The organism is Pseudomonadota bacterium, from assembly GCA_040752895.1.
GTDB lineage: Bacteria > Pseudomonadota > Alphaproteobacteria.
In genome coordinates this window covers 404,996-425,913 of sequence record JBFMHN010000001.1, presented here as the reverse complement: position 1 = coordinate 425,913, position 20,918 = coordinate 404,996, and the positions used below count along the sequence as shown (strand labels likewise).

Annotated in this window: 20 protein-coding genes; all 20 read left to right on the top strand. The window is 60.9% G+C overall.

All coding sequences use genetic code 11. The features are described 5' to 3' along the window. Nucleotides 1–9: 9 nt before the first annotated feature. Nucleotides 10–1,467 (top strand): NADH-quinone oxidoreductase subunit NuoN, encoded by a 1,458-nt coding sequence (gene nuoN / locus AB1781_02220; GenBank protein MEW5703392.1) that lies wholly within the window; start codon nucleotides 10–12, stop codon nucleotides 1,465–1,467. Further along, on the top strand, nucleotides 1,464–2,240 hold the full coding sequence (locus AB1781_02215; GenBank protein MEW5703391.1) for a biotin--[acetyl-CoA-carboxylase] ligase: 777 nt from the start codon (nucleotides 1,464–1,466) through the stop codon (nucleotides 2,238–2,240). Before nuoN ends, AB1781_02215 begins: the two co-directional genes overlap by 4 nt. After that, nucleotides 2,241–3,011, top strand: coding sequence for a type III pantothenate kinase (locus tag AB1781_02210; protein MEW5703390.1), 771 nt, complete (start codon nucleotides 2,241–2,243; stop codon nucleotides 3,009–3,011). Nucleotides 3,012–3,030: 19 nt separating this feature from the next. Beyond that, nucleotides 3,031–4,701: a ribonuclease J gene (locus AB1781_02205; protein ID MEW5703389.1), complete on the top strand. Its 1,671-nt coding sequence runs from the start codon at nucleotides 3,031–3,033 to the stop codon at nucleotides 4,699–4,701. A 27-nt stretch (nucleotides 4,702–4,728) separates the two neighbouring features. Continuing rightward, nucleotides 4,729–5,133, top strand: a complete 405-nt coding sequence (gene mce, locus AB1781_02200; GenBank protein MEW5703388.1) for a methylmalonyl-CoA epimerase — start codon at nucleotides 4,729–4,731, stop codon at nucleotides 5,131–5,133. Between the two features lies 1 nt (nucleotide 5,134). Continuing rightward, the gene (locus tag AB1781_02195) at nucleotides 5,135–5,374 is read left to right on the top strand and encodes a DUF1467 family protein (GenBank protein ID MEW5703387.1); all 240 of its coding nucleotides are present in this window, start codon (nucleotides 5,135–5,137) and stop codon (nucleotides 5,372–5,374) included. Nucleotides 5,375–5,386: 12 nt separating this feature from the next. Continuing rightward, on the top strand, nucleotides 5,387–5,965 hold the full coding sequence (locus tag AB1781_02190) for a DNA-3-methyladenine glycosylase I (GenBank protein ID MEW5703386.1): 579 nt from the start codon (nucleotides 5,387–5,389) through the stop codon (nucleotides 5,963–5,965). Nucleotides 5,966–6,159: 194 nt separating this feature from the next. Further along, on the top strand, nucleotides 6,160–6,645 hold the full coding sequence (locus tag AB1781_02185) for a hypothetical protein (GenBank protein ID MEW5703385.1): 486 nt from the start codon (nucleotides 6,160–6,162) through the stop codon (nucleotides 6,643–6,645). A 109-nt stretch (nucleotides 6,646–6,754) separates the two neighbouring features. Continuing rightward, entirely contained in the window at nucleotides 6,755–8,032 is a 1,278-nt protein-coding gene (proS, locus tag AB1781_02180; protein ID MEW5703384.1) for a proline--tRNA ligase, read from the top strand. 2 nt (nucleotides 8,033–8,034) lie between these two features. Next, nucleotides 8,035–9,282 carry a lipoprotein-releasing ABC transporter permease subunit gene (locus tag AB1781_02175; GenBank protein MEW5703383.1) on the top strand — a complete coding sequence of 416 codons (1,248 nt, stop codon included), beginning with the start codon at nucleotides 8,035–8,037 and terminating at the stop codon, nucleotides 9,280–9,282. Next, nucleotides 9,275–9,955 carry an ABC transporter ATP-binding protein gene (locus AB1781_02170; GenBank protein MEW5703382.1) on the top strand — a complete coding sequence of 227 codons (681 nt, stop codon included), beginning with the start codon at nucleotides 9,275–9,277 and terminating at the stop codon, nucleotides 9,953–9,955. Before AB1781_02175 ends, AB1781_02170 begins: the two co-directional genes overlap by 8 nt. A 112-nt stretch (nucleotides 9,956–10,067) precedes the next feature. Then, entirely contained in the window at nucleotides 10,068–13,541 is a 3,474-nt protein-coding gene (dnaE, locus tag AB1781_02165) for a DNA polymerase III subunit alpha (protein MEW5703381.1), read from the top strand. Nucleotides 13,542–13,753: 212 nt separating this feature from the next. Then, a complete protein-coding gene (gene rpsB / locus AB1781_02160; protein MEW5703380.1) occupies nucleotides 13,754–14,569 on the top strand; it encodes a 30S ribosomal protein S2 in 816 nt (271 codons plus the stop codon). 69 nt (nucleotides 14,570–14,638) lie between these two features. After that, complete coding sequence (gene tsf, locus AB1781_02155) at nucleotides 14,639–15,565, top strand: translation elongation factor Ts (protein MEW5703379.1); 927 nt, start codon at nucleotides 14,639–14,641, stop codon at nucleotides 15,563–15,565. Between the two features lie 118 nt (nucleotides 15,566–15,683). Continuing rightward, nucleotides 15,684–16,460: a UMP kinase gene (gene pyrH / locus AB1781_02150; GenBank protein ID MEW5703378.1), complete on the top strand. Its 777-nt coding sequence runs from the start codon at nucleotides 15,684–15,686 to the stop codon at nucleotides 16,458–16,460. After that, entirely contained in the window at nucleotides 16,457–17,014 is a 558-nt protein-coding gene (frr, locus tag AB1781_02145; protein ID MEW5703377.1) for a ribosome recycling factor, read from the top strand. Before pyrH ends, frr begins: the two co-directional genes overlap by 4 nt. 2 nt (nucleotides 17,015–17,016) lie before the next feature. Beyond that, nucleotides 17,017–17,751 carry an isoprenyl transferase gene (locus AB1781_02140; protein ID MEW5703376.1) on the top strand — a complete coding sequence of 245 codons (735 nt, stop codon included), beginning with the start codon at nucleotides 17,017–17,019 and terminating at the stop codon, nucleotides 17,749–17,751. Next, nucleotides 17,744–18,553 (top strand): phosphatidate cytidylyltransferase, encoded by an 810-nt coding sequence (locus AB1781_02135; protein ID MEW5703375.1) that lies wholly within the window; start codon nucleotides 17,744–17,746, stop codon nucleotides 18,551–18,553. The genes AB1781_02140 and AB1781_02135 overlap by 8 nt, the downstream gene beginning before the upstream one ends. Beyond that, nucleotides 18,550–19,728, top strand: coding sequence for a 1-deoxy-D-xylulose-5-phosphate reductoisomerase (locus tag AB1781_02130; protein ID MEW5703374.1), 1,179 nt, complete (start codon nucleotides 18,550–18,552; stop codon nucleotides 19,726–19,728). Before AB1781_02135 ends, AB1781_02130 begins: the two co-directional genes overlap by 4 nt. Nucleotides 19,729–19,767: 39 nt before the next feature. Continuing rightward, a complete protein-coding gene (gene rseP, locus AB1781_02125) occupies nucleotides 19,768–20,904 on the top strand; it encodes an RIP metalloprotease RseP (GenBank protein MEW5703373.1) in 1,137 nt (378 codons plus the stop codon). Nucleotides 20,905–20,918: the final 14 nt, after the last annotated feature.

Genomic DNA, 20,918 nt, shown 5'->3' with positions numbered 1-20,918 from the left:
TTCAAAATGATGCTGTCCGATCTCAATCCGAGCCTTCTGCTGGCGCTGCCGGAAATTTTTCTCGCCGGCACGGCTATGGCGCTTTTAATGGTCGGCGTTTTCCAAAAGCGGAATTCAACCGCCTTTGTTCTGGTGGCGTCGGTGCTTGCCCTTGGCGTGGCGATCCTGATGGTGCCTTCTGTGACGAACGAGCGTGCGACGGCGTTCGGCGGCCTCTATCTCTCGGACAGTTTCTCGGCCTTCATGAAGCTTCTCGTGCTTTTCGGCACGGCGCTGACGCTGATTCTGGCCCACGGCTATAACCGGCGGGAAGGGTTCGCCCGTTTCGAATACGCGGTCTTGGTTCTTTTCGCGGCCGTGGGCATGCTGATGATGCTGTCGGCGAACGATTTGCTTTCGCTTTACGTCGGCCTTGAGCTGCAAAGCCTTTCCCTCTATGTCCTCGCCGCCATTCGCCGCGATTCCGTGCGTTCGTCGGAAGCCGGCCTCAAATACTTCGTCCTCGGCGCGCTGGCGTCGGGGATGCTGCTTTACGGGGCTTCGATGATCTATGGGTTCACCGGCGCGACGAATTTTGATTCGCTTGCCGCCCTTCTAGTGGACGCCGGCGAAAAGACGCCATCCGCTGGCGTTGTCGTCGGGGTCGTCTTCCTGCTGGCGGGCCTCGCCTTCAAGGTGTCCGCCGTGCCGTTCCACATGTGGACGCCGGACGTTTACGAGGGGGCTCCCACGCCGGTGACCGCTTTCTTCTCGGTTGCCCCGAAGATCGCCGCCATCGGTCTTCTGCTTCGCGTGCTGATCGGGCCGTTCGAGGGGCTTCTGCATCAGTGGCAGCAAATCATCGTCGTCGTTTCCATCGCTTCGATGGTGCTGGGTGCCTTGGCGGCGATCAACCAGACGAACATCAAACGGCTGATGGCCTATAGCTCGATCGGCCATGTGGGGTATGCGCTGGTCGGCCTTGCCGCCGGTACGGAAGCGGGTGTGCGGGGCGTTTTGATCTATATGGGAATCTATCTCTTCATGAACGTCGGCACCTTTGCCTGCATCCTCTGCATGCGGCAGAAGGATCACACGACAGAGGAAATCGGCGACTTGGCCGGGCTTTCGAAAACAAACCCGGGGATGGCGCTGGCGCTGGCGATCTTCATGTTCGCAATGGCGGGCATCCCGCCGTTGGCCGGGTTTTTCGGCAAGCTTTATGTTTTCATGGCCGCGATCGACGCCAAACTTTACACGCTTGCGATTGTCGGCGTCCTTTCCAGCGTCGTCGGCGCTTACTATTACCTGCGGATTGTCCGGGTCATGTATTTTGAGGAGCCTTCGGAAGGCTTTGACCGGCCCATCGGGCGCGAGCTTGCGCTTGTCCTGGGTGGAACGGCGGCGGTGACATTCTTTTTCTTCGCTTACCCAGCACCGCTTCTAAACGGGGCCGCTGCTGCCGCCGCCGCCCTTTTCGCGGGATGAGCGCGGCTTCCGCGAAGCCCGGCTCGCTCACGATACTCGCGCTCGGTCCAGTCGACAGCACGAACGCGGAGGCTCGCCGTCGTGCCGAGGCGGGCGCGGAACATGGTACGCTTCTGTGGGCAACGTCGCAGACGAAAGGGCGCGGGCGGCGCGGGCGGGAATGGGTTTCGCCCGAGGGGAATTTTTATGCCTCGCTTGTCCTCCGACCGACTTGCCCGGCGACGGAAGCCATGCAGCTTGCTTTCGTGGCGGCTCTTGCCGTGGGCAGCTTCCTTTCCGACCATTTGGCCGAGACGGTGGCACTCGGCTATAAATGGCCGAACGACGTGCTGGTGGATGGCCGGAAGATTGCCGGTGTCCTGGCCGAATCGGTGATGGGGGAAGGCGAGGGCGTGCGCTGGGTCATCCTTGGCGTGGGCGTGAACATTGCGTCCCACCCGGAAGGCGTTGAATGGCCCGCCACCTCGCTGCGCGCGGCGGGGGTGGAAATCCCCGAGATGGCGGAACTCGCCAAGGCCTTCGGCTGCGCCCTCCTCTATTGCTACGACGAATGGCAGGAGGAAGGCTTCCGGCCCATCCGCAAGGCCTGGCTGAAGCGCGCGGTCGGTCTTGGCGGACCGATCCGTGTGCGGCTTGAGAAGGAAACTTTCGAGGGAACCTTCGTGGATTTGGATGAAGATGGCGCGCTTCTCGTCTTGCGGGAAGGGGAGAAGCGTCCAAGCCGGGTGACGGCGGGGGATGTGTTCCCGGTCGGTGTCTTTGGAAAGCATTGAATGCTGCTAGCGATCGATTCCGGCAACACAAACATCGTTTTTGCGATTTTCGATGGCGATGAAATCGTTGCCCAGTGGCGGAGTTCGACGAACCCTGTGCGGACGTCGGATGAGTACGCCGTGTGGCTGACACAATTGATGGCGACGGGAAACCGCAAGCCCGCCGACATCAAATCGGTGATCATCGCCTCCGTCGTGCCGGCCGCGCTTTTTCATTTGAAAGCGCTGTGTCGGGATTATTTCCATTTCGAGCCGATGGTCGTGGGCGAGGAGGGGGTGGATCCCGGGCTCGAGATTTTAACCGATCGGCCCGAAGAGGTCGGCGCCGACCGCCTCGTGAACGCCGTCGCCGCCCATCGGGCGTTTGCGGGGGCCCTTATCGTCATCGATTTCGGAACGGCAACCACTTTCGACGTCGTCAACGCGAAGGGTGACTATTGCGGCGGCGCCATCGCGCCCGGAATCAACCTTTCGCTTGAGGCGTTGCACCTGGCGGCGGCCAAGCTTCCGCACGTCGCCATCCGCGATCCCGGTTTCGTTATCGGCAAGACGACGGTAACGGCCATGCAGTCCGGCATCTATTGGGGTTACGTGTCGCTGATCGAAGGTATGGTCGCGCGTATCCAGAAGGAGTTCGGCGAGCCTATGACGGTCGTGGCAACCGGCGGTCTGGCGCCCCTTTTCGCCGGGGCGACGGATCGGATCGAACACCTGGTGCCGGACCTCACCCTCAAGGGGCTTTCGCTGATCTACCGGCACAACCGCAGATGACGCACCCGGGGTGTTCGCTATGCCGTTGAAAAAGTGCGAGCTTTTTTACCTGCCGCTGGGCGGGGCTGGCGAGATCGGCATGAATTGCTATCTCTACGGCTATGGCGGTAAGTGGCTGATGGTGGATCTCGGCATCACCTTCGCCGACGAAAGCATACCCGGGATCGATATCTTGATGCCCGATCTTCACTTCATCGAAGCGCATCGGGAGGATCTTGTCGGCCTCGTGCTGACCCATGGCCACGAGGATCACCTCGGCGCCGTTCCTTACCTGTGGTCCCGCCTGGGCTGCCCGGTTTTTGCAACACCGTTCACGGCGGCACTCCTGCGCCGCAAACTTTCCGAAACGCGGCTCGATGGCGAGGTCCCCATTCACGAGGTCGGGCTCGGCGGCACGCTCGCGCTCGGTCCTTTCGAGATTGTTTTTTTGACGTTGACGCATTCGATCCCGGAGCCGAACGCGCTTGTCATCCGTACGCCTTTGGGGGCCGTCCTTCATAGCGGCGACTGGAAGTTCGATCCCGACCCCTTGATCGGGGCGCCCTCCGACGAAGCCGCACTTCGCGCGTTGGGCGAGGAAGGCGTGCTTGCCATGACTAACGATTCGACGAACGTTTTCGTCGAAGGAATGTCCGGCTCAGAGGGGGATCTGAAAAAGAGCCTTACGGAATTGATCAGCCGCTTCACGGCCCGCGTGGCGGTGGCCTGTTTCGCAACGAACGTCGCACGGCTTACCTCGATCGCGGCCGCTGCCCGGGCGAACGGGCGCGAGGTGGCCTTGGTCGGTCGCTCGCTTCGACGGATCGACTCGGTTGCGCGGGAAACCGGCGTCTTGAAGGATCTGCCGCCTTTCCTTGACGAAGAAGCGGCGGTGCATATGCCGCGGGAGAAAATCGTCCTTATTTGCACCGGCTCGCAGGGCGAGCCGCGTGCCGCCCTTTCCCAGATCGTGAGAGGCGGCCATCGGCACGTTCGGCTCGAGACGGGGGATGCGGTGATTTTTTCCTCGCGTGTCATTCCCGGCAACGAGAAGGCGATCGCAAGCCTTCAGAACGAACTCGTGCAGAACGGGATTGAAGTCATCACGGCGGCGGGAAACGATATCCACGTTTCCGGCCATCCGGCCCGGGACGAACTGAAGCGGATGTACGGCCTCGTCCGGCCCCGCTTCGCCATTCCGATGCACGGGGAAGCACGCCATTTGAAGGCGCATGTCGAACTGGCCGAGAGCTGTCAGGTGCCGGCGGCCTTTTATGTCGAAAACGGCCAGCTCTTGCGGATCACCCGGGACCACGCTGAAATGGTGGATAGGGTGCCGACGGGCCGATTGGGTCTTGACGGGAAGCGGCTGGTGCCGGTCGTGGATGGGGTAATGAAACGGCGGCGGGATATGCACCGCGACGGCCTGATCGTGGCAACCGCCGTATTGAGCCGGGAAGGCTTTCTCGTCTCGCCGCCGAAGGTGACCGCCCCCGGCCTGCTCGATCCGGAGAAAGACGCAAGCCTCCTTGAGGAGGCGGCTATTCGCGCAGCGGAGGCGCTGGATGGGTTGACCCTGGCTGAGCGGATGAACGCTGAACAGATTGAGATCACGGTCCGCCTGGCGGTGCAGCGCTATCTTCGGGACGCCAGCGGCAAGCGATCCAAGGTCGAAGTCCATCTCGTGCGCTTGGCTGAAGATTCGGGCTAGAATAGCTTTCCAACGGGAGGAAAACGCATGATTGGCAAGTTAAACCACGTGGCGATCGTCGTTCCGGACCTGCAAGCGGCTTCCGCGTTATACCGGCAGACGCTAGGGGCCGAGGTTTCGGAGCCGAAGGACATGCCGGCGAACGGGGTAACAACCGTCTTCGTTCGGCTTCCCAACACAAACATCGAGTTTCTGCACCCGCTGGGCGAGAACTCTCCGGTCGCAAGCTTCCTCCAACGGAACCCGGCCGGCGGCATCCACCATGTGTGCTACGAGGTCGCCGACATCTTGGCCGCCCGGGACAAGCTGAAGGCGGCCGGGGCGCGTATCCTGGGCGATGGCGTGCCGAAGCCGGGGGCTCACGGCAAGCCCACGCTTTTTCTGCATCCGAAGGATTTTTGCGGCACCCTCGTCGAGCTGGAAGAGGCATGACATGACCTGGCTCAACGGTCTTTTTATCTATGTCATCCTCTGGTGGCTCGTGCTTTTCATGGTGCTGCCCTGGGGCGTGCGCCCGCCGGAGGTGCTGGAGGAAGGGCATATGGCCGGTGCACCGGACAAGCCGCGCATGTGGCTCAAGATGGCCGTAACGACGTTGGTGGCCGGCCTTTTTTGGTTGATCGCCTTTGCCATCATGGAATCGGGCCTGCTTTCCTTTCGCGCGCCGACGTAAGGCAACGCCAAGGTGGCGGAAAGCTATTGCAAGGTCGCGGAGAACCATCCCGTCCACGGGCCCTTTCACGATCGCGAGCATGGTTTTCCGACGCGGGAAGAGGCGGCACTCTTCGAGCGGCTTTGCCTCGAAATCAACCAGGCCGGTCTTTCCTGGCTTACGGTCCTCAAGAAACGCGAAGCCTTCGGAAAGGCCTTTCAGGGCTTCGCGGTGGACCGGGTGGCGGGTTTCGGGCCGTGCGATATTGCCCGTCTCATGAACGATGCCGGCATCATTCGCAACCGGCGGAAGATCGAGGCCGTCATCGAGAACGCCCGGCGCCTGCGGGGCTTGCGCGAAACCCACGGTTCCTTCGCGGGCTGGCTGGATTCCAAGCATCCAAAAACCTTGGAAGACTGGGTTCCAGTATTCCGCAAGACCTTCGTTTTTACCGGCAAGGAAATCGTCAATGAATTTCTGGTTGGGACCGGCTATCTGCCAGGGGCTCACGACCGGCGCTGCCAGGTTTATCCAATTGTTCTAAAAGAAAAACCACCCTGGACATGGGGGATGGACATGCATACGAACGCAGGCAAATCTTCTCGCGATTAATTATTCTTTAATTGTTCAATGTAAAATTTGGGGTATCCAGTGATGGGCCTTACGATTTTGCTTTGTGATTTACATGGCTAGTAGGGTTGTTTTCTGGACGTTTCCTCCCTGAACTCTCGGCCGCGACCAAACGTCGCGGCCGTTTTTCTTTGGGCCTTAAACTATTATCCACCGCAGGCTTGGAAAATTGCGCCATGATCGTTTGTCGAACAGAATGGAAAGAACGGGCAGCCTTAGGCCTTTGGGCCGCCATGGACGTTGTCGGCTTTTGCCTGCTCGCCATGGCCTACCCAGCGGCGGCCGAAGACACGCGTATTCTGGGCGGCGAGCAGGTGACGGTAGGCCGCCTCGATTGCCTCAAGCTCGTGAAACATGTGCCGGCGCCGGACGTCGCCTATCGGCCGGGGGTGGACGTTCGCGGCAAGCCGGTCGTGCCGGCCGATCCGGAAGGGGTCGGCAAGATTGTCCCGCCGGAGAACTTCACGATCGACATTACCGTCCGGATCGACAAGCGCTTCAGCGTTCCGCCGACGGCCGAACTCTACCGTCCGGAAGCCCGGATCGGCGCCGTTACCGTGGAAGGGGACAAAGCGTATTTCAACGGCCAGCCGCTTGCCACCGAATCCGTGAACGAGTTGGCCGAGGTCTGCCGGCGGCTGATCAAGGAAAAAACGGAATAAGCCGGCCCTTGCCTTAACGCCCGCCGTTGCATTAAGGCTGCGCATTGCCTAGAGTTTTCCGCCCACGCCAGGCTTGGTAGGGGGCGTTTTTTTTGCCACGCGAGAGCCCATGCGCCTGTCCCTCTACTTCCTTCCGACCTTGAAAGAGACCCCGGCCGAAGCCCAGATCGTTTCGCATCGGCTAAGCCTGCGTGCCGGCCTCGTGCGGCAGACCAGCGCCGGGATTTACGCCTGGCTTCCCATCGGGCTCCGGGTTCTCAAGAAGATCGAGCGTATCGTCCGTGAAGAGCAGGACCACGCCGGCTGCCAGGAGGTCCTGATGCCGACCGTCCAGCCGGCGGAGTTGTGGCGGGAAAGCGGCCGCTACGACGATTACGGCAAGGAAATGCTGCGCTTCCGCGACCGCCACGACCGCGAGATGCTGTATGGGCCGACGAACGAGGAGATGATCACGGATATCTTCAGGCATTACATTAAAAGCTACCGCGATCTACCTAAAAATCTATACCAAATTCAGTGGAAGTTCCGGGACGAGGTGCGTCCGCGCTTTGGCGTCATGCGGGGCCGCGAGTTCCTGATGAAGGACAACTATTCCTTCGATCTCGACTACGACGGTGCGAAGCAGGCCTATGAGAATATGTACCGCACCTATTTGCGCACCTTCGCTCGGATGGGGCTTAAGGCGATCGCGGTCCGCGCCGACCCCGGCGCTATCGGCGGCAACCTCAGCCAGGAGTTTCACATCCTGGCCGAGACCGGAGAGAGCCAGGTTTTCTACGATTCCGCCCTCGATGAACTTACCCCCGGCGACTTCGAGGCCGCCCAAAACCTATACGCCTGCACGGAAGAGAAACACGACCCCGCCGGTTGTCCGGTGCCCGCGGCCAGGCTCCGCCAGGCCCGCGGCATCGAGGTCGGCCATATCTTTTCTTTCGGCACGAAATATTCGAAGGCGATGAACGCGGTGGTGGCGGGGCCTGGCGGCGAGGCGGTCGTCGTCGAAATGGGCTCCTACGGGATCGGAATTTCCCGTCTCGTCGGTGCCATCATCGAGGCCTCCCATGACGCGAAGGGGATCGTCTGGCCGGAACCGGTTGCGCCCTTCCGGGTCGGCCTCATCAATCTAAGGCCGGACGAGGCGGCGTGCGCCGCGGCGGCAGACGCCCTCTATGCACGGCTTCAAATGGCGGGTATCGAGGTTCTCTATGATGACCGCGAGGAACGCCCCGGCGTCAAGTTCGCGACGATGGACCTGATCGGCCTTCCCTGGCAGCTCATCGTGGGTCCGCGCGGGGTCAAGGGGGGCGTTGTCGAGCTCAAGCGGCGGGCGAACGGCGAAAGCGAAGAGCTTTCGATCGAATCCGCGCTTCAGCGGCTCGCGGGTTGAGCATGGCGTTTTCGGCATTCGAACGGATGATGGCGGGCCGTTACCTGCGCTCGCGGCGGCAGGAAGGGTTCATCTCGATCATTGCCGGCTTTTCGCTTCTCGGGATAGCGCTTGGGATCGCCACTCTTATCATCGTGATGGCCGTCATGGGCGGTTTCCGCGAGGAACTTCTGAAACGAATCCTGGGGCTCAACGGCCACCTCACTGTCTATGGGATAGGGGCGCCTCTCGAAGACTTCGATGCGCTCAAGGAAAAGCTCCTCGTCATCGAGGGCATTATCGAGGTCGCTCCCATCGTCCAGGAGCAGGTGATGGCGACCGCCAACAACGCCGCCCACGGCGCCATGATCCACGGCATCCGGCCCGAGGATCTGCGCGCACGCAAGATCGTGGCCGCCAACATCAAGGAAGGGAGCCTCGAGGACTTTGGCGGGGAGGATTCCGTCGTGCTTGGCGGACGCCTGGCGGAAAAGCTCGGCATCCGGATTGGCGACTCGCTCACCCTCATTTCGCCCCAGGGCAACGTCACCGCCTTCGGCACCGTGCCGCGCATGCGGTCCTATACGGTGGTGGCCACCTTCGAGGTCGGCATGTTCGAGTACGACAGCTCCTTCGTCTTCGTGCCGCTCAAGGCGGCCCAACTTTTCTTTAAGATGAAGGATCAGGTTTCCGGACTCGAGATCATGACCGACGATCCCGACAAGGTGGACGCGCTTCGCTTGAAGATCGTGGCCGCGGCTGGCAGCGGCAAACGGATTTACGACTGGCAGCAGGCGAACGCGAGCTTCTTCAATGCAATCCAGGTTGAACGGAATGTCATGTTCCTCATCCTGACTCTCATCGTCCTGGTCGCCGCTTTCAACATCGTCTCAAGTCTCATCATGCTGGTGAAAGATAAAGGCCAGGCCATCGCTATTTTGAGGACGATGGGAGCGACGCGCGGCATGATCATGCGTATCTTTTTTCTGTGCGGGGCGAGTGTCGGGGTGACCGGTACGCTGGCTGGCCTGGCGCTTGGGCTCGCCTTCTCGACCAACATCGAGAGGATCCGCGGCTTGATCGAGAAGTTGACGGGCACCGAGCTGTTCGCGGCGGAAATCTATTTCCTCGCCCATTTGCCGGCAAGGATCAGTTGGGTGGAAGTGACCGGCATCGTTGCCATGGGTCTCGCTCTTTCCTTCCTCGCCACGCTTTACCCGTCTTGGCGGGCCGCTCGGTTGGACCCGGTCGAGGCGCTCCGCTATGAGTGACCCGCTTCTTCGCTTGGAAAAGATCGAACGAAGCTTCAAACAAGGCGGCGTGCGCCTTCCTGTGCTGCAAGGGGCCTCGCTCGAGGTGCAGCCGGGCGAAATCGTCGGCTTGCTGGGACCGTCCGGGGCCGGGAAGTCAACCTTGCTTCATATTGCGGGCCTGCTTGAACGACCGAACGCGGGTGAGGTATGGATCCGCAACCGCGCCTGCGGCCGCCTTTCCGATGGGGAACGTACGGCGGCGCGGCGGCGGGACCTCGGCTTCATCTACCAGTTTCACCACCTGCTTCCGGAATTCACCGCCCTCGAGAACGTCATGCTTCCCCAGATGATCGACGGCACCTCCAGAGAGGAAGCGGAAACGCGCGCGGCGGAGCTTCTGGCTGCCGTCGGGCTTCAAGCGCGCACCACCCATCGGCCGGCCGAACTTTCCGGCGGCGAGCAGCAGCGCGTCGCCATCGCGCGCGCCTTCGCCAACCAGCCGGCCGTTCTTCTGGCGGACGAGCCGACCGGTAACCTCGACCATAAGACGGCGTCCGCCGTCTTCGGGGAGATCGTCCGCCTGGTGCGCGGGGCGGGACTCGCCGCACTTGTCGCTACCCACAATCTGGAATTGGCGGAGCGGATGGACCGCAAGCTTTTCCTGCGGGACGGTATCGTTGCAACCGATTGAGGTGAGCCAAAAAGTTTCTTGTGGATAAGTCGGCGGGCGTCCTCGGCAGCCGCTGACAAAGGATAGCGCTTTGTGGAATCCTTTTAGCCGGATTTTCGCGTAAAGGAAGACAATGCCGCCGGCCAATTTCGTTCATCTGCGCGTGCATAGCGCCTACTCCTTGCTGGAGGGGGCGCTGAAAATCCCGGAGATCATCCGGCGCTGCCGGAAAGAGCGGATGCCGGCCGTTGCGGTTACGGACACGAACAATCTTTTTGGCGCGCTGGAATTCTCGCTGGCCGCGGCCCAGGCCGGTGTGCAGCCAATCCTGGGTTGCCAGCTCCGTCTCGCGAACGGCAAGGGCGGCTCCGAAAGGAGCGAGCGAAAAAAAGCCGATACCGACGCGGTCGTCCTTCTTGTGCAAAGCAAAGCCGGTTACCGGAATCTTTCCCGGCTGGTAAGCCGGGCCTATCTGGAAACAGCGCAAGAGGCGGATCCTTACGTAAGCCTGGAGGACCTCGCCTCGACAAGCGAGGGCCTGGTCGCGTTGACCGGTGGGGCGAAGGGCCCGGTCGGGCGGCTGCTCTTGGATGGCCAAGCGGAAGCGGCTGCGGTGCTTGTGCAGCGTCTGGCCGAGATTTTCCCGGGCCGTCTATACATCGAGATCCAACGCCACGGTCTGCCGGAGGAAGAAACGACGGAGTCCGGTTTCCTTGAGCTTGCCTATCGCTACGATTTGCCGCTGGTGGCCACGAACGAAGCCTTCTTTGCGGACGCGGCGATGTTTGAGGCCCACGACACCCTGCTATGCGTCGCCGAAGGTGTTCACGTCGCCGACCGCGACCGTCGCCGTCTCACGCCCGATCACCGTTTCAAGTCGGCCGAGGAAATGTTGACCCTTTACGCGGACCTGCCGGAGGCTGCCGCCAATACCCTTGTCATCGCGAAACGCTGTGCCTTTCTCTTGGAAACCCGCGATCCGATCCTGCCGGCCTTTCCGACGGCGGCGGAGGAAAGCGAGGCGGCCATGCTGCGCCGTCAGGCGACGGCGGGGCTCGAAAGACGCCTGACGACCCAGGTTTTTACGGAAGGGATGGAGGCGGCCGAGCGGGAACGCGTGGGCAAACATTACCGGGAACGCCTGGATTACGAGATCGATGTCATCAGCCGGATGGGTTACCCGGGCTATTTCCTGATCGTCGCCGATTTCATCCAGTGGGCGAAGGGCCAAGGCATCCCCGTCGGGCCCGGTCGAGGCTCGGGCGCCGGCTCTGTCGTCGCCTGGTCGCTCACGATCACGGACCTCGATCCCTTGCGTTTTGGGCTTCTCTTCGAGCGTTTCCTTAACCCGGAACGCATCTCGATGCCCGACTTCGACATCGACTTCTGCCAGGAACGGCGGGACGAAGTGATCCGCTACGTCCAGGAAAAATACGGCCAGGATCGCGTTGCCCAGATCATCACCTTCGGAACGCTCCAGGCGCGCGCCGTGTTGCGCGACGTCGGCCGTGTCCTCGGCATGCCGTACGGGCAAGTGGATCGCATCTGCAAGCTCATTCCCTACAACCCGGCGAACCCGGTCAGCCTCGAAGAGGCGATCGAACACGAGCCGCGTCTTCAGGCGATGCGGGAAGAGGATTCAACCGTCGCCAAGCTGCTCGATATCGGGATGAAGCTCGAAGGCCTTTACCGCCATGCTTCGACCCATGCGGCGGGCGTCGTCATCGGGGACCGGCCCCTCGAAGAACTGGTCCCGCTTTACCGCGACCCACGCTCGAACATGCCGGTGACGCAGTTTTCGATGAAATACATCGAATCCGCCGGCCTCGTGAAATTCGACTTCCTCGGCCTCAAGACTCTGACCGTGATTGCGCGCACGCTTGACTTTCTGAAGGACCAGGGGATCGCGCTCGATCTTTCCCTGTTGCCGCTGGACGATGCCAAAACATACGCCGCGCTGGGCCAAGGCGACACGGTCGGTGTCTTCCAGCTGGAAAGCTCCGGCATGCGGGACGTGCTCAAGCGGCTGCAACCAGACTGCTTCGAGGACATCATCGCCCTCGTCGCCCTTTTCCGCCCCGGCCCGATGGACAACATCCCGCGTTACGTTGCCTGCAAGCACGGGCTGGAAAAACCCGACTACTTGCACGCGCTTCTCGAAGGCATCCTGAAAGAAACCTTCGGCGTCATTATCTACCAAGAACAAGTCATGCAGATCGCCCAGGTGCTCTCTGGCTTCAGTTTAGGCGCCGCCGATCTCCTACGCCGGGCGATGGGCAAGAAGATCAAGGCCGAAATGGAGGCACAGCGCCAAAACTTTGTCGAAGGTGCCGTCGCGAAGGGCGTTCCCGAGACGCAGGCCGCCCATATCTTCGAACAGGTCGATAAATTCGCGGGCTATGGTTTCAACAAGTCACACGCCGCAGCTTACGCGCTTGTCGCTTACCAGACGGCCTATCTCAAGGCGAACTATCCGCTCGAATTCATGGCGGCGCTGATGTCTCTCGACTTGAACAACACGGACAAGCTGAACGGGTTCCGGCAGGAGCTGGCGCGGCTTGACATCTCGCTGCTGCCGCCCGACGTCAACCGCTCCAGCGTCGTCTTTACGGTCGAGCGAGCGACGGAAGGGGCGGCCGCCATCCGCTATGCGCTGGCCGCTCTCAAGAATGTCGGTGCCCATGCGATGGCGCACGTGATCGAAGAGCGAAAAGCCCACGGCCCCTTCCGGAATATCTTCGATTTTGCCTCGCGGCTGGATCCTCGGACGATGAATAAGCGGCAACTTGAAAGCCTCGTTCAGGCCGGCGCCTTCGACGGGTTGAATCCCAACCGGGCCCAGTTGTTCGCCGCCATCGACCGTCTAATGGCCCATGCGAACGCAACCCAGCAGGCGCGTCTGGCCAACCAGGCGAGCCTGTTCGGCGAAGCGGCCGACGATCTGCCGGGTTTTTCCCTGCCCGAGATGCCGGAATGGGATGCCATGGATCGCCTCCGCCGCGAATACGAAGCGATTGGTTTCTATCTTTCGGCCCATCCGTTGGACTCCTATGCGGAGCTGCTCCAGCGCCTGCAGGTGACGTCGGCGGCGGACCTTTTTGACCGGCTTGCGAATGGCGCGACGGAACGCGTGCGGCTGGCCGGCACCGTGATCGGCAAGCAGGAACGGACTTCAGCCAAGGGCAATCGTTTTGCCTTCGTTCAGCTTTCCGATTCGAGCGGCGTTTACGAGATCATCGTCTTTTCGGAATTGTTGGCGAACGCGAGCGAACTCCTGGAATCCGGCACGCCGCTTCTGGTGACGGCGGATGCCCGGATGGAAGGGGAGGCCGTCCGCATGGCGGCGCACAGAATTGAGGCATTGGACAAGACGGCGGCCGAATCGGAGAGCAGGATTCAAATCCTACTTCGGGATGACCGTCCGATTGCGGGCCTGAAGGCGCTGATGGCGAAGGAAGCGAAAGGAAGGGGCGTCGTTCAGCTGATCCTTCCGGTCGGCCAAACGGAAGAAGTCGAAATGCGGATCCCCGGCAAATTCGTACTTTCCGTCGCCACCCGCGAGGCCATCCGCCGATTGCCCGGCGTGGTCGAGGTCCGCGACGGCTAGACTCCAGCCAACCTCCCGTATTTTCAACCTTTTTGCTTGAAATGAAGGCGCCGCCGGGCTATGTAGCTCGCGGTCAATTACGCACGCGGGAGACGGCTCCCAAGGGTTTTTCGAAACCCATGAGGGCCGATCCGGTGTCGGGGATGGGCTTTTTATGGCTCTTCCCGGATGTTTTCCCCGCGGAGGCTTAACCGGAAAAGAGAAGGATTTTGATGACGATCCCAACCTTTACGATGCGCCAGCTCCTGGAAGCGGGCGTTCACTTCGGTCACGTCGTTCGACGCTGGAATCCCAAGATGGCGCCCTATCTCTTCGGGGTCCGCAATGGCATTCACGTCATCAACCTCGATGAGACCGTCCCGCTTCTCTACCAGGCGATGAAGGCAACCCGCGACGTCGTCGCCGAGGGCGGCCGAGTTCTCTTCGTCGGCACGAAACGCCAGGCGACGGACAAGATCGCCGAAGCGGCCACACGTTGCGGCCAGTACTACGTGAATCACCGCTGGCTGGGAGGCATGCTGACGAACTGGCAGACGATTTCGCGTTCGATCAAGCGCCTTCGCGACCTTGAGGAACGATTGGCGAGCGAAAATACGCTGCTGACCAAGAAGGAAACCCTTCAGTTGACCCGCGAGAAAGAAAAGCTGGAACGCGCCCTGGGCGGTATCAAGGAGATGGCCGGTCTTCCCGATGTCCTCTTCGTCATTGATACAAACCGTGAAGAAATCGCGGTGAAAGAAGCCGTCAAGCTGGGAATCCCGATCGTCGCCGTCCTCGACAGCAACAGCAACCCGGAGGGGATCACGCATCCGATCCCTGGCAACGACGACGCCCTTCGGGCAATCAGCATCTATTGCGACCTGATGGCGGCAGCCGTCATCGATGGGCTGCAACAGGAGCGGCGGGCATCCGGTGACGACATTGGCGCCGACGCCTCCACGCAACCGGTCGCCAGCCTGGCGGAACCGGCGCCAGCGACTTCGGGCCTGCCGGAAGGCTCGGTCGAAAAGGCCTCTCCGGTTGACTGATTCTTGTAAAAAAACAATAAAAATTAAATAGTTAAAAGAATTTCTTTAGAAACAAATTTGGCTTTCGCCATGCCCGAAATTTCCGCCCAACTCGTCAAGACCCTTCGCGACCGCACCGGCGCCGGCATGATGGATTGCAAGAAGGCGCTGGCCGAGGTAAGCGGCGATCTGGAAGCGGCCATCGACTGGTTGCGGAAAAAAGGGATCGCGGCGGCTGCGAAAAAGGCCGGCCGTGTCGCGGCCGAAGGGCTGATCGGGATCGCGACCGGCCCTGGTGGTGGCGCCATGGTCGAGGTCAACGCCGAAACCGACTTCGTCGCTCGCAACGAAACGTTTCAGGATTTCGTCCGTTCCGTTGCCGAACTTGCCCTTGCAACGGGTGGCGTCGGCATCGAGACGCTGCAGAAAACGCGCCTGCCGGAGGGAAAGACCGTCGGCGACAAGCTGATCGAACTTGTCGCCACGATCGGGGAGAACATGACGCTCCGCCGCGAAGGGATGCTGAAAGTGGAACCCGGCGTGGTAGTGGCTTATGTTCACAACGCAGCGGCGCCAAATCTCGGCAAGATCGGCGTTCTCGTCGCCCTTGAATCGACCGGCGAGGCAGCCAAGCTGCAGGCCTTCGGCAAGCAGCTTGCCATGCACGTGGCGGCGGCGAACCCACAGTCCGTCACGATCGAGGGTATCGACCCGGCTACCTTGGAAAGGGAGCGGGGAGTGCTTGCGGAACAAGCGCGAACCAGCGGAAAATCCGAAGAGATCGTTGCCAAAATGGTCGAGGGACGCCTTCGTAAGTTCTACGAAGAGGCCGTGCTGCTCGAGCAGACCTTCATCCTCGACGGCGAATCGAAGGTGGGAAAGACGATCCAGGCGGCCGAAAGAGAAATCGGCGCGCCAATCCGGGTCGCGGGCTTCATCCGGTTCGTGCTTGGGGAAGGGATCGAGCGGCGGGAAAGCGATTTTGCCGCTGAAGTCGCAGCGCAACTCGGCCGTTGAGGCATGGCTAGCGTCCCTTTGGCGCTTGTGCCATCATGCCGGGGCCTTCCTTCCCTCGAATAATACCGGTCCTCGAATAACACCGGCAAGCGGAAGAAACCGGCATAGGTTGGCGCCCATGGAACCCGCAAAATCCGAACCCGCAAAATCCGCCGCGACGTCCGCTCTATACCAACGCGTGCTGTTGAAGGTCTCGGGCGAGGCCCTGATGGGGCCGACGTCCTATGGGATTGCGCCGCAGATGCTCGACCGTATCGCCAGGGACATCGCCGAGGTCCATCACATGGGGATCGAGACCTGTCTCGTGATCGGCGGGGGCAATATTTTTCGCGGCGTTTCCGGAGCGGCGAAAGGGTTGGACCGCACGAGCGCCGACCACATGGGTATGCTGGCCACGGTCATCAACGCCCTTGCCGTCCAGAACGCGCTGGAACGAATTGGCGTCCCGACGCGCGTGCAATCGGCAATCCCGATGGAAAGCATTTGCGAGCCCTATATCCGTCGGCGTGCCACCCGTCATATGGAAAAGGGTCGTGTCGTCATCTTCGCCGCCGGGACCGGCAACCCTTTCTTCACGACGGATACCGCGGCGGCTTTACGCGCCGTGGAGATGGGCTGCGGCGCGATCTTCAAGGGAACACAGGTGGACGGCGTCTACAGCGACGATCCCCATAAGGTGCTGGATGCCGTTCGCCATGACCATCTGACCTATCTTGACGTGATTTCGCGTGAGCTTGCGGTGATGGACACTTCGGCGGTTTCTCTGGCCCGTGATAACGGGATTCCGATTGTGGTGTTTTCGATTCATGAGCCGGGAAACTTTGCGCAGGTACTTCAGGGCAAGGGGCATTTCACGGTCATCGATAACGGCGAGGGAAAGAGGGGCAACCCATGACGGAAGCACACACTGAAGACCTCAAGCGCCGCATGGAAGGGGCGCTAACGGCACTTCGCAAGGAGTTTACCGGCCTGCGTACGGGTCGGGCCTCGGCGAACCTGCTGGAGCCGATCGTTGTCGAAGCCTACGGCAACCCGATGCCGATCACCCAGTTGAGCACGATTGGCGTGCCGGAACCGCGCATGCTGTCCGTCCAGGTTTGGGACAAGCTGAACGTGAAGGCCGTCGAGAAGGCGATCCGCGAATCCGGGCTCGGTCTTAATCCGGTCGTGGACGGCCAACTCGTGCGGATACCCATTCCAGAGCTTACCGAAGAGCGTCGGGAGGAACTCGCAAAAATTGCCGGTAAATATTCCGAGCATGCGAAGATCGCGGTCCGCAATATTCGGCGAGACGGGATGGATCTGCTGAAACAGTTGGAAAAAGATCACGAAATTTCCAAAGACGAACATCGCGGACGTTCCCAGGAAATCCAGTCTTTGACCGACGACTATATTAAAAAGATCGACGAGGCCCTTGAGCTTAAGACAAAGGAAATATCGCACGTCTAGTCATGAAACCGCTTCCCGCCATTGGCGACATAACCCCGGTGCCGAAACACGTCGCCATCATCATGGATGGCAATGGACGATGGGCGGCGGCGCGCCATTTGCCGCGCACGGTAGGGCACAAGCGCGGCGCTGAAGCCGTGCGGCGCGCCGTTACGGCCGCGGGAAAACTTGGTATTTCCCATCTCACGCTCTTTGGGTTTTCTTCGGAAAACTGGAAACGCCCGCACAAGGAAATCCGCGATCTGATGCGACTGCTTTGCTTCTATCTCCGCAACGAGCTGGCAGAGATGATGGAGAACGGCGTGCGTTTGCGCATCATCGGAAACCGCGACCGGCTCGAACCCGACATCATTGAGCTTATCGAAGACGTCGAAGCGCAAACAAAAGCGAACACGACGGTCAACCTGACCATTGCGCTTAGCTATGGCGGGCGCAGCGAAATCGTCACGGCGGCGCGGAAGATCGCGGAAAAAGCCGTTCGCGGGGAGATCGCTCTTGAAGAGATCACGGAATCCTTCTTCGCCGACCACCTGGAAACGGCGGGCATACCGGATCCCGACCTTCTTATCCGGACGAGCGGCGAGAAACGCATCAGCAATTTCCTGCTCTGGCAGTCTGCTTATACGGAATTTGTGTTTCTCGATAAGTTCTGGCCGGACTTTACGGAAGAGGACCTGGAATATGCCATTCGGGAATTCGCATGCCGCGAGCGGCGCTACGGCACATCCGGTGCCTAAAAAAAACGCGTCGCTCCTGCATCGGATTGTCTCGGCCGTCGTTCTTGTCCCGCCGGTCCTTGCAATCGTTTACTTGGGCTCGCCTTATTTTGAGCTTCTGATCGTTCTCGCGGCGGCCGGCATGAGCTATGAATGGGCGAGGCTTTGCGGCGGCGGAGAAGTGCGGCCGATGGGCTGGATGCTTCTGGCGCTCGTCCTCCTGATCCTGGCTGCCGCCATTGCCGGTCCGGATCGGGTGGCGGTCGGTCTTTTGGCGGTGGGCGCGGCCGGCCTCTATCTCACCGCCCGCTCCGGCGAGGGCGGGCATGCCGTTTGGCTGGCCGGGGGTGTCTTCTACGTTGCCGTTCCATCCATCGCCTGCCTCTGGCTGCGGGCCGATTCGAACGCCGGCATGACGCTTTTTTTCTGGCTCTTGAGTGTTGTCTGGACAACCGACGTCGCGGCTTATGTCTTCGGCCGCACGATCGGAGGCGCCAAACTTGCGCCAGCGATCAGCCCAAACAAAACCTGGGCGGGGCTTCTCGGCGCCATCTTTTGCGCAGGCTTAGCCGGATGGGGGGTCGCGCGCGGACTGGGTTTGCCCAAGGCCGTCCTTCTCGGCGGTTTCGGGGCGGTGCTAGCCATCGTCGCCCAAACCGGCGACCTTGCCGAATCCGCCATAAAGCGGCATTTTGGGGTAAAGGACACGGGGACGCTCATTCCCGGCCACGGCGGACTGCTGGATCGCCTGGACGGCTTGATGGCGGCAGCCCCGGTTGTCATGCTCGCCAAGTGGCTGACTGGAAGTTGGGTGTTCCCATGACCTTGCAACAAGCGCCGAAGCCGCGCCTCGCGCCGAAGCGGATCACGATTCTGGGCTCAACCGGCTCGGTCGGCTGCAACACGGTCGAACTGATCGGGGCGACGCCGGCGGTCTATAAGGTTGAGGCGTTGACCGCACAGACCAACGTATGTCGTCTTGCCCAACAGGCCCGTCAACTAAAAGCCAAGCTTGCCGTCATCGCGGATCCGAAACGCTATGGCGAATTGAAAGAGGCTCTGGCCGGCACCGGCATCGAGGTGGCGGCCGGCGAGGAAGCCCTCATCGAGGCGGCCATGCGCCCGGCGGATTGGGTCATGGCGGCGATTGTCGGCGCGGCCGGATTGAAACCTACCCTAACGGCGATCCGTCGCGGCGGCATTGTCGGCCTCGCCAACAAGGAGTGCCTTGTCTGCGCGGGCGAGCTGATGATTGCCGAAGTCCGCAAGAGCAGGGCGACGCTCCTGCCTGTCGATTCGGAACACAACGCCATCTTCCAGGTCTTCGATATGCGGCAAAGTGCCGCCGTCGAACGGATCACGCTCACGGCTTCGGGCGGACCCTTCCGCCAGCTTGATCGCGAAGCGATGGCGAAGGTAACGCCGGCCCAGGCGGTGGCGCATCCGAACTGGGACATGGGCGCCAAGATTTCGGTGGATTCAGCAACGATGATGAACAAGGGGCTTGAGCTGATCGAGGCTTACCATTTGTTTCCGGTCGAAAAAGACCAGATTGACATTCTCGTTCACCCGCAATCCGTTATTCACAGCATGGTTTCCTACGCGGATGGTTCCGTGTTGGCCCAGCTGGGCATGCCGGATATGCGTACGCCGATTGCCTATGCCTTGGGGTGGCCGGAACGGATCTCCGCGCCGTCGCCGCGACTGGATCTCGGGAAGATCAAGCAACTTACTTTTGAAGACCCTGATTCGGAACGCTTTCCAGCCCTTCGCCTGGCCCGCCAGTCCTTGCAAAGCGGAGGGGCCGCACCTACAATCCTGAACGCTGCGAACGAGGTGGCCGTCGCCGGATTCTTGTCCGGCAAGATTGGCTTCCTAGATATTGCGCGGGTTGTTGAACAGACGTTGGAGCATCTGGTGATGCCAGAGCTTCGTGCGTTGGAAGACGTCTTCGAGATCGATGCAGCCGCTCGTCGGTATGCCTCGGGATTGACCTAGGCTCGAACTTCAACGGGCCTCAATCGGGAACCGAATGCCGTGATCGAGTTGCTCGTCGGAATCTGGGATTATGTAATCCCATTTCTGATTATCCTCACCGTACTCGTCTTCGTCCACGAGATGGGGCACTACTTGGTTGCCCGACGCAACCGCGTGCGGATCGAAACGTTCTCGATTGGCTTCGGGCCGGAACTTTTCGGGTGGCACGACCGTCTTGGCACGCGATGGAAATTCAGCGCTTTTCCGCTCGGCGGCTACGTCAAGATGTTCGGCGAGATGGAAACCCCGGAAGAGAGCGAAAAAGAAAACGCTCTGACGCCCGAAGAAAAGGCCGTTTCCTTCAGCCATAAACGGCTTAGCCAACGGGCCGCGATCGTAGTAGCCGGGCCGGCCGCGAATTTTCTGTTTGCTATCGTTGTCTTTGCGCTTCTTTTCGCGCTGGTCGGCCAACCCTATACGCCGCCCGACATCGGGACCGTACAGCCGGGCAGCGCGGCCGAAGATGCCGGCCTCAAGCCCGGAGATATTATGCGGCGGATCGACGGCACCGCCATCAACCGCTTCGAGGATATTCAACGTGTCGTTCGCCTGAATACCGGCACGCCACTTGAGCTCGTGGTTGAACGGAATGGCCGGGAAGAAGTCACCGTTACGGTCACGCCGCGTATGGTCGAGGTGAAGGATCGGTTCGGGGCCGTGCGGTTGATTCCCCAGCTTGGCATCAGCCGCGCCGGGGTGGTGTTTGTTCGCCAAGGCCCCGGCATGGCGCTCTGGGAAGGGGCAAAGGAAACGGTGTCTTTCACGTTTCTGACTCTCAAGGCCGTCACCCAGATGATCGTCGGCACCCGCACGGCGGAAGATCTGAGTGGCCCGATCGGAATCGCGCAAATGTCCGGCGAGGCGGCGCGGGGGGGACTCGCCACCATGGTTTGGTTCATGGCGATCCTTTCCATCAATTTGGGGATCATCAACATCCTTCCGATTCCGCTTCTGGACGGAGGGCACCTCTTCTTTTACGGGATCGAGGCAATGTTACGCCGCCCGCCAAGCGCCAGGGTGCGCGAGATCGGTTCTCGCCTCGGCCTCGCTTTCGTGTTGACGCTGATGATCTTCGCCACCTGGAACGACCTCGTCCGTCTTCCGGTGGCGGATTACGTGCGGGGACTCTTCTCTTGACTGGCTGGCAGGCT

Bases quoted from the DNA above. Each gene is read 5' to 3' on its own strand.
- nuoN (MEW5703392.1), top strand. From the start codon at position 10: ATGCTGTCCGATCTCAATCCGAGCCTTCTGCTGGCGCTGCCGGAAATT.
- AB1781_02215 (MEW5703391.1), top strand. From the start codon at position 1,464: ATGAGCGCGGCTTCCGCGAAGCCCGGCTCGCTCACGATACTCGCGCTC.
- AB1781_02210 (MEW5703390.1), top strand. From the start codon at position 2,241: ATGCTGCTAGCGATCGATTCCGGCAACACAAACATCGTTTTTGCGATT.
- AB1781_02205 (MEW5703389.1), top strand. From the start codon at position 3,031: ATGCCGTTGAAAAAGTGCGAGCTTTTTTACCTGCCGCTGGGCGGGGCT.
- mce (MEW5703388.1), top strand. From the start codon at position 4,729: ATGATTGGCAAGTTAAACCACGTGGCGATCGTCGTTCCGGACCTGCAA.
- AB1781_02195 (MEW5703387.1), top strand. From the start codon at position 5,135: ATGACCTGGCTCAACGGTCTTTTTATCTATGTCATCCTCTGGTGGCTC.
- AB1781_02185 (MEW5703385.1), top strand. From the start codon at position 6,160: ATGATCGTTTGTCGAACAGAATGGAAAGAACGGGCAGCCTTAGGCCTT.
- proS (MEW5703384.1), top strand. From the start codon at position 6,755: ATGCGCCTGTCCCTCTACTTCCTTCCGACCTTGAAAGAGACCCCGGCC.
- AB1781_02175 (MEW5703383.1), top strand. From the start codon at position 8,035: ATGGCGTTTTCGGCATTCGAACGGATGATGGCGGGCCGTTACCTGCGC.
- AB1781_02170 (MEW5703382.1), top strand. From the start codon at position 9,275: ATGAGTGACCCGCTTCTTCGCTTGGAAAAGATCGAACGAAGCTTCAAA.
- dnaE (MEW5703381.1), top strand. From the start codon at position 10,068: ATGCCGCCGGCCAATTTCGTTCATCTGCGCGTGCATAGCGCCTACTCC.
- rpsB (MEW5703380.1), top strand. From the start codon at position 13,754: ATGACGATCCCAACCTTTACGATGCGCCAGCTCCTGGAAGCGGGCGTT.
- tsf (MEW5703379.1), top strand. From the start codon at position 14,639: ATGCCCGAAATTTCCGCCCAACTCGTCAAGACCCTTCGCGACCGCACC.
- pyrH (MEW5703378.1), top strand. From the start codon at position 15,684: ATGGAACCCGCAAAATCCGAACCCGCAAAATCCGCCGCGACGTCCGCT.
- frr (MEW5703377.1), top strand. From the start codon at position 16,457: ATGACGGAAGCACACACTGAAGACCTCAAGCGCCGCATGGAAGGGGCG.
- AB1781_02140 (MEW5703376.1), top strand. From the start codon at position 17,017: ATGAAACCGCTTCCCGCCATTGGCGACATAACCCCGGTGCCGAAACAC.
- AB1781_02130 (MEW5703374.1), top strand. From the start codon at position 18,550: ATGACCTTGCAACAAGCGCCGAAGCCGCGCCTCGCGCCGAAGCGGATC.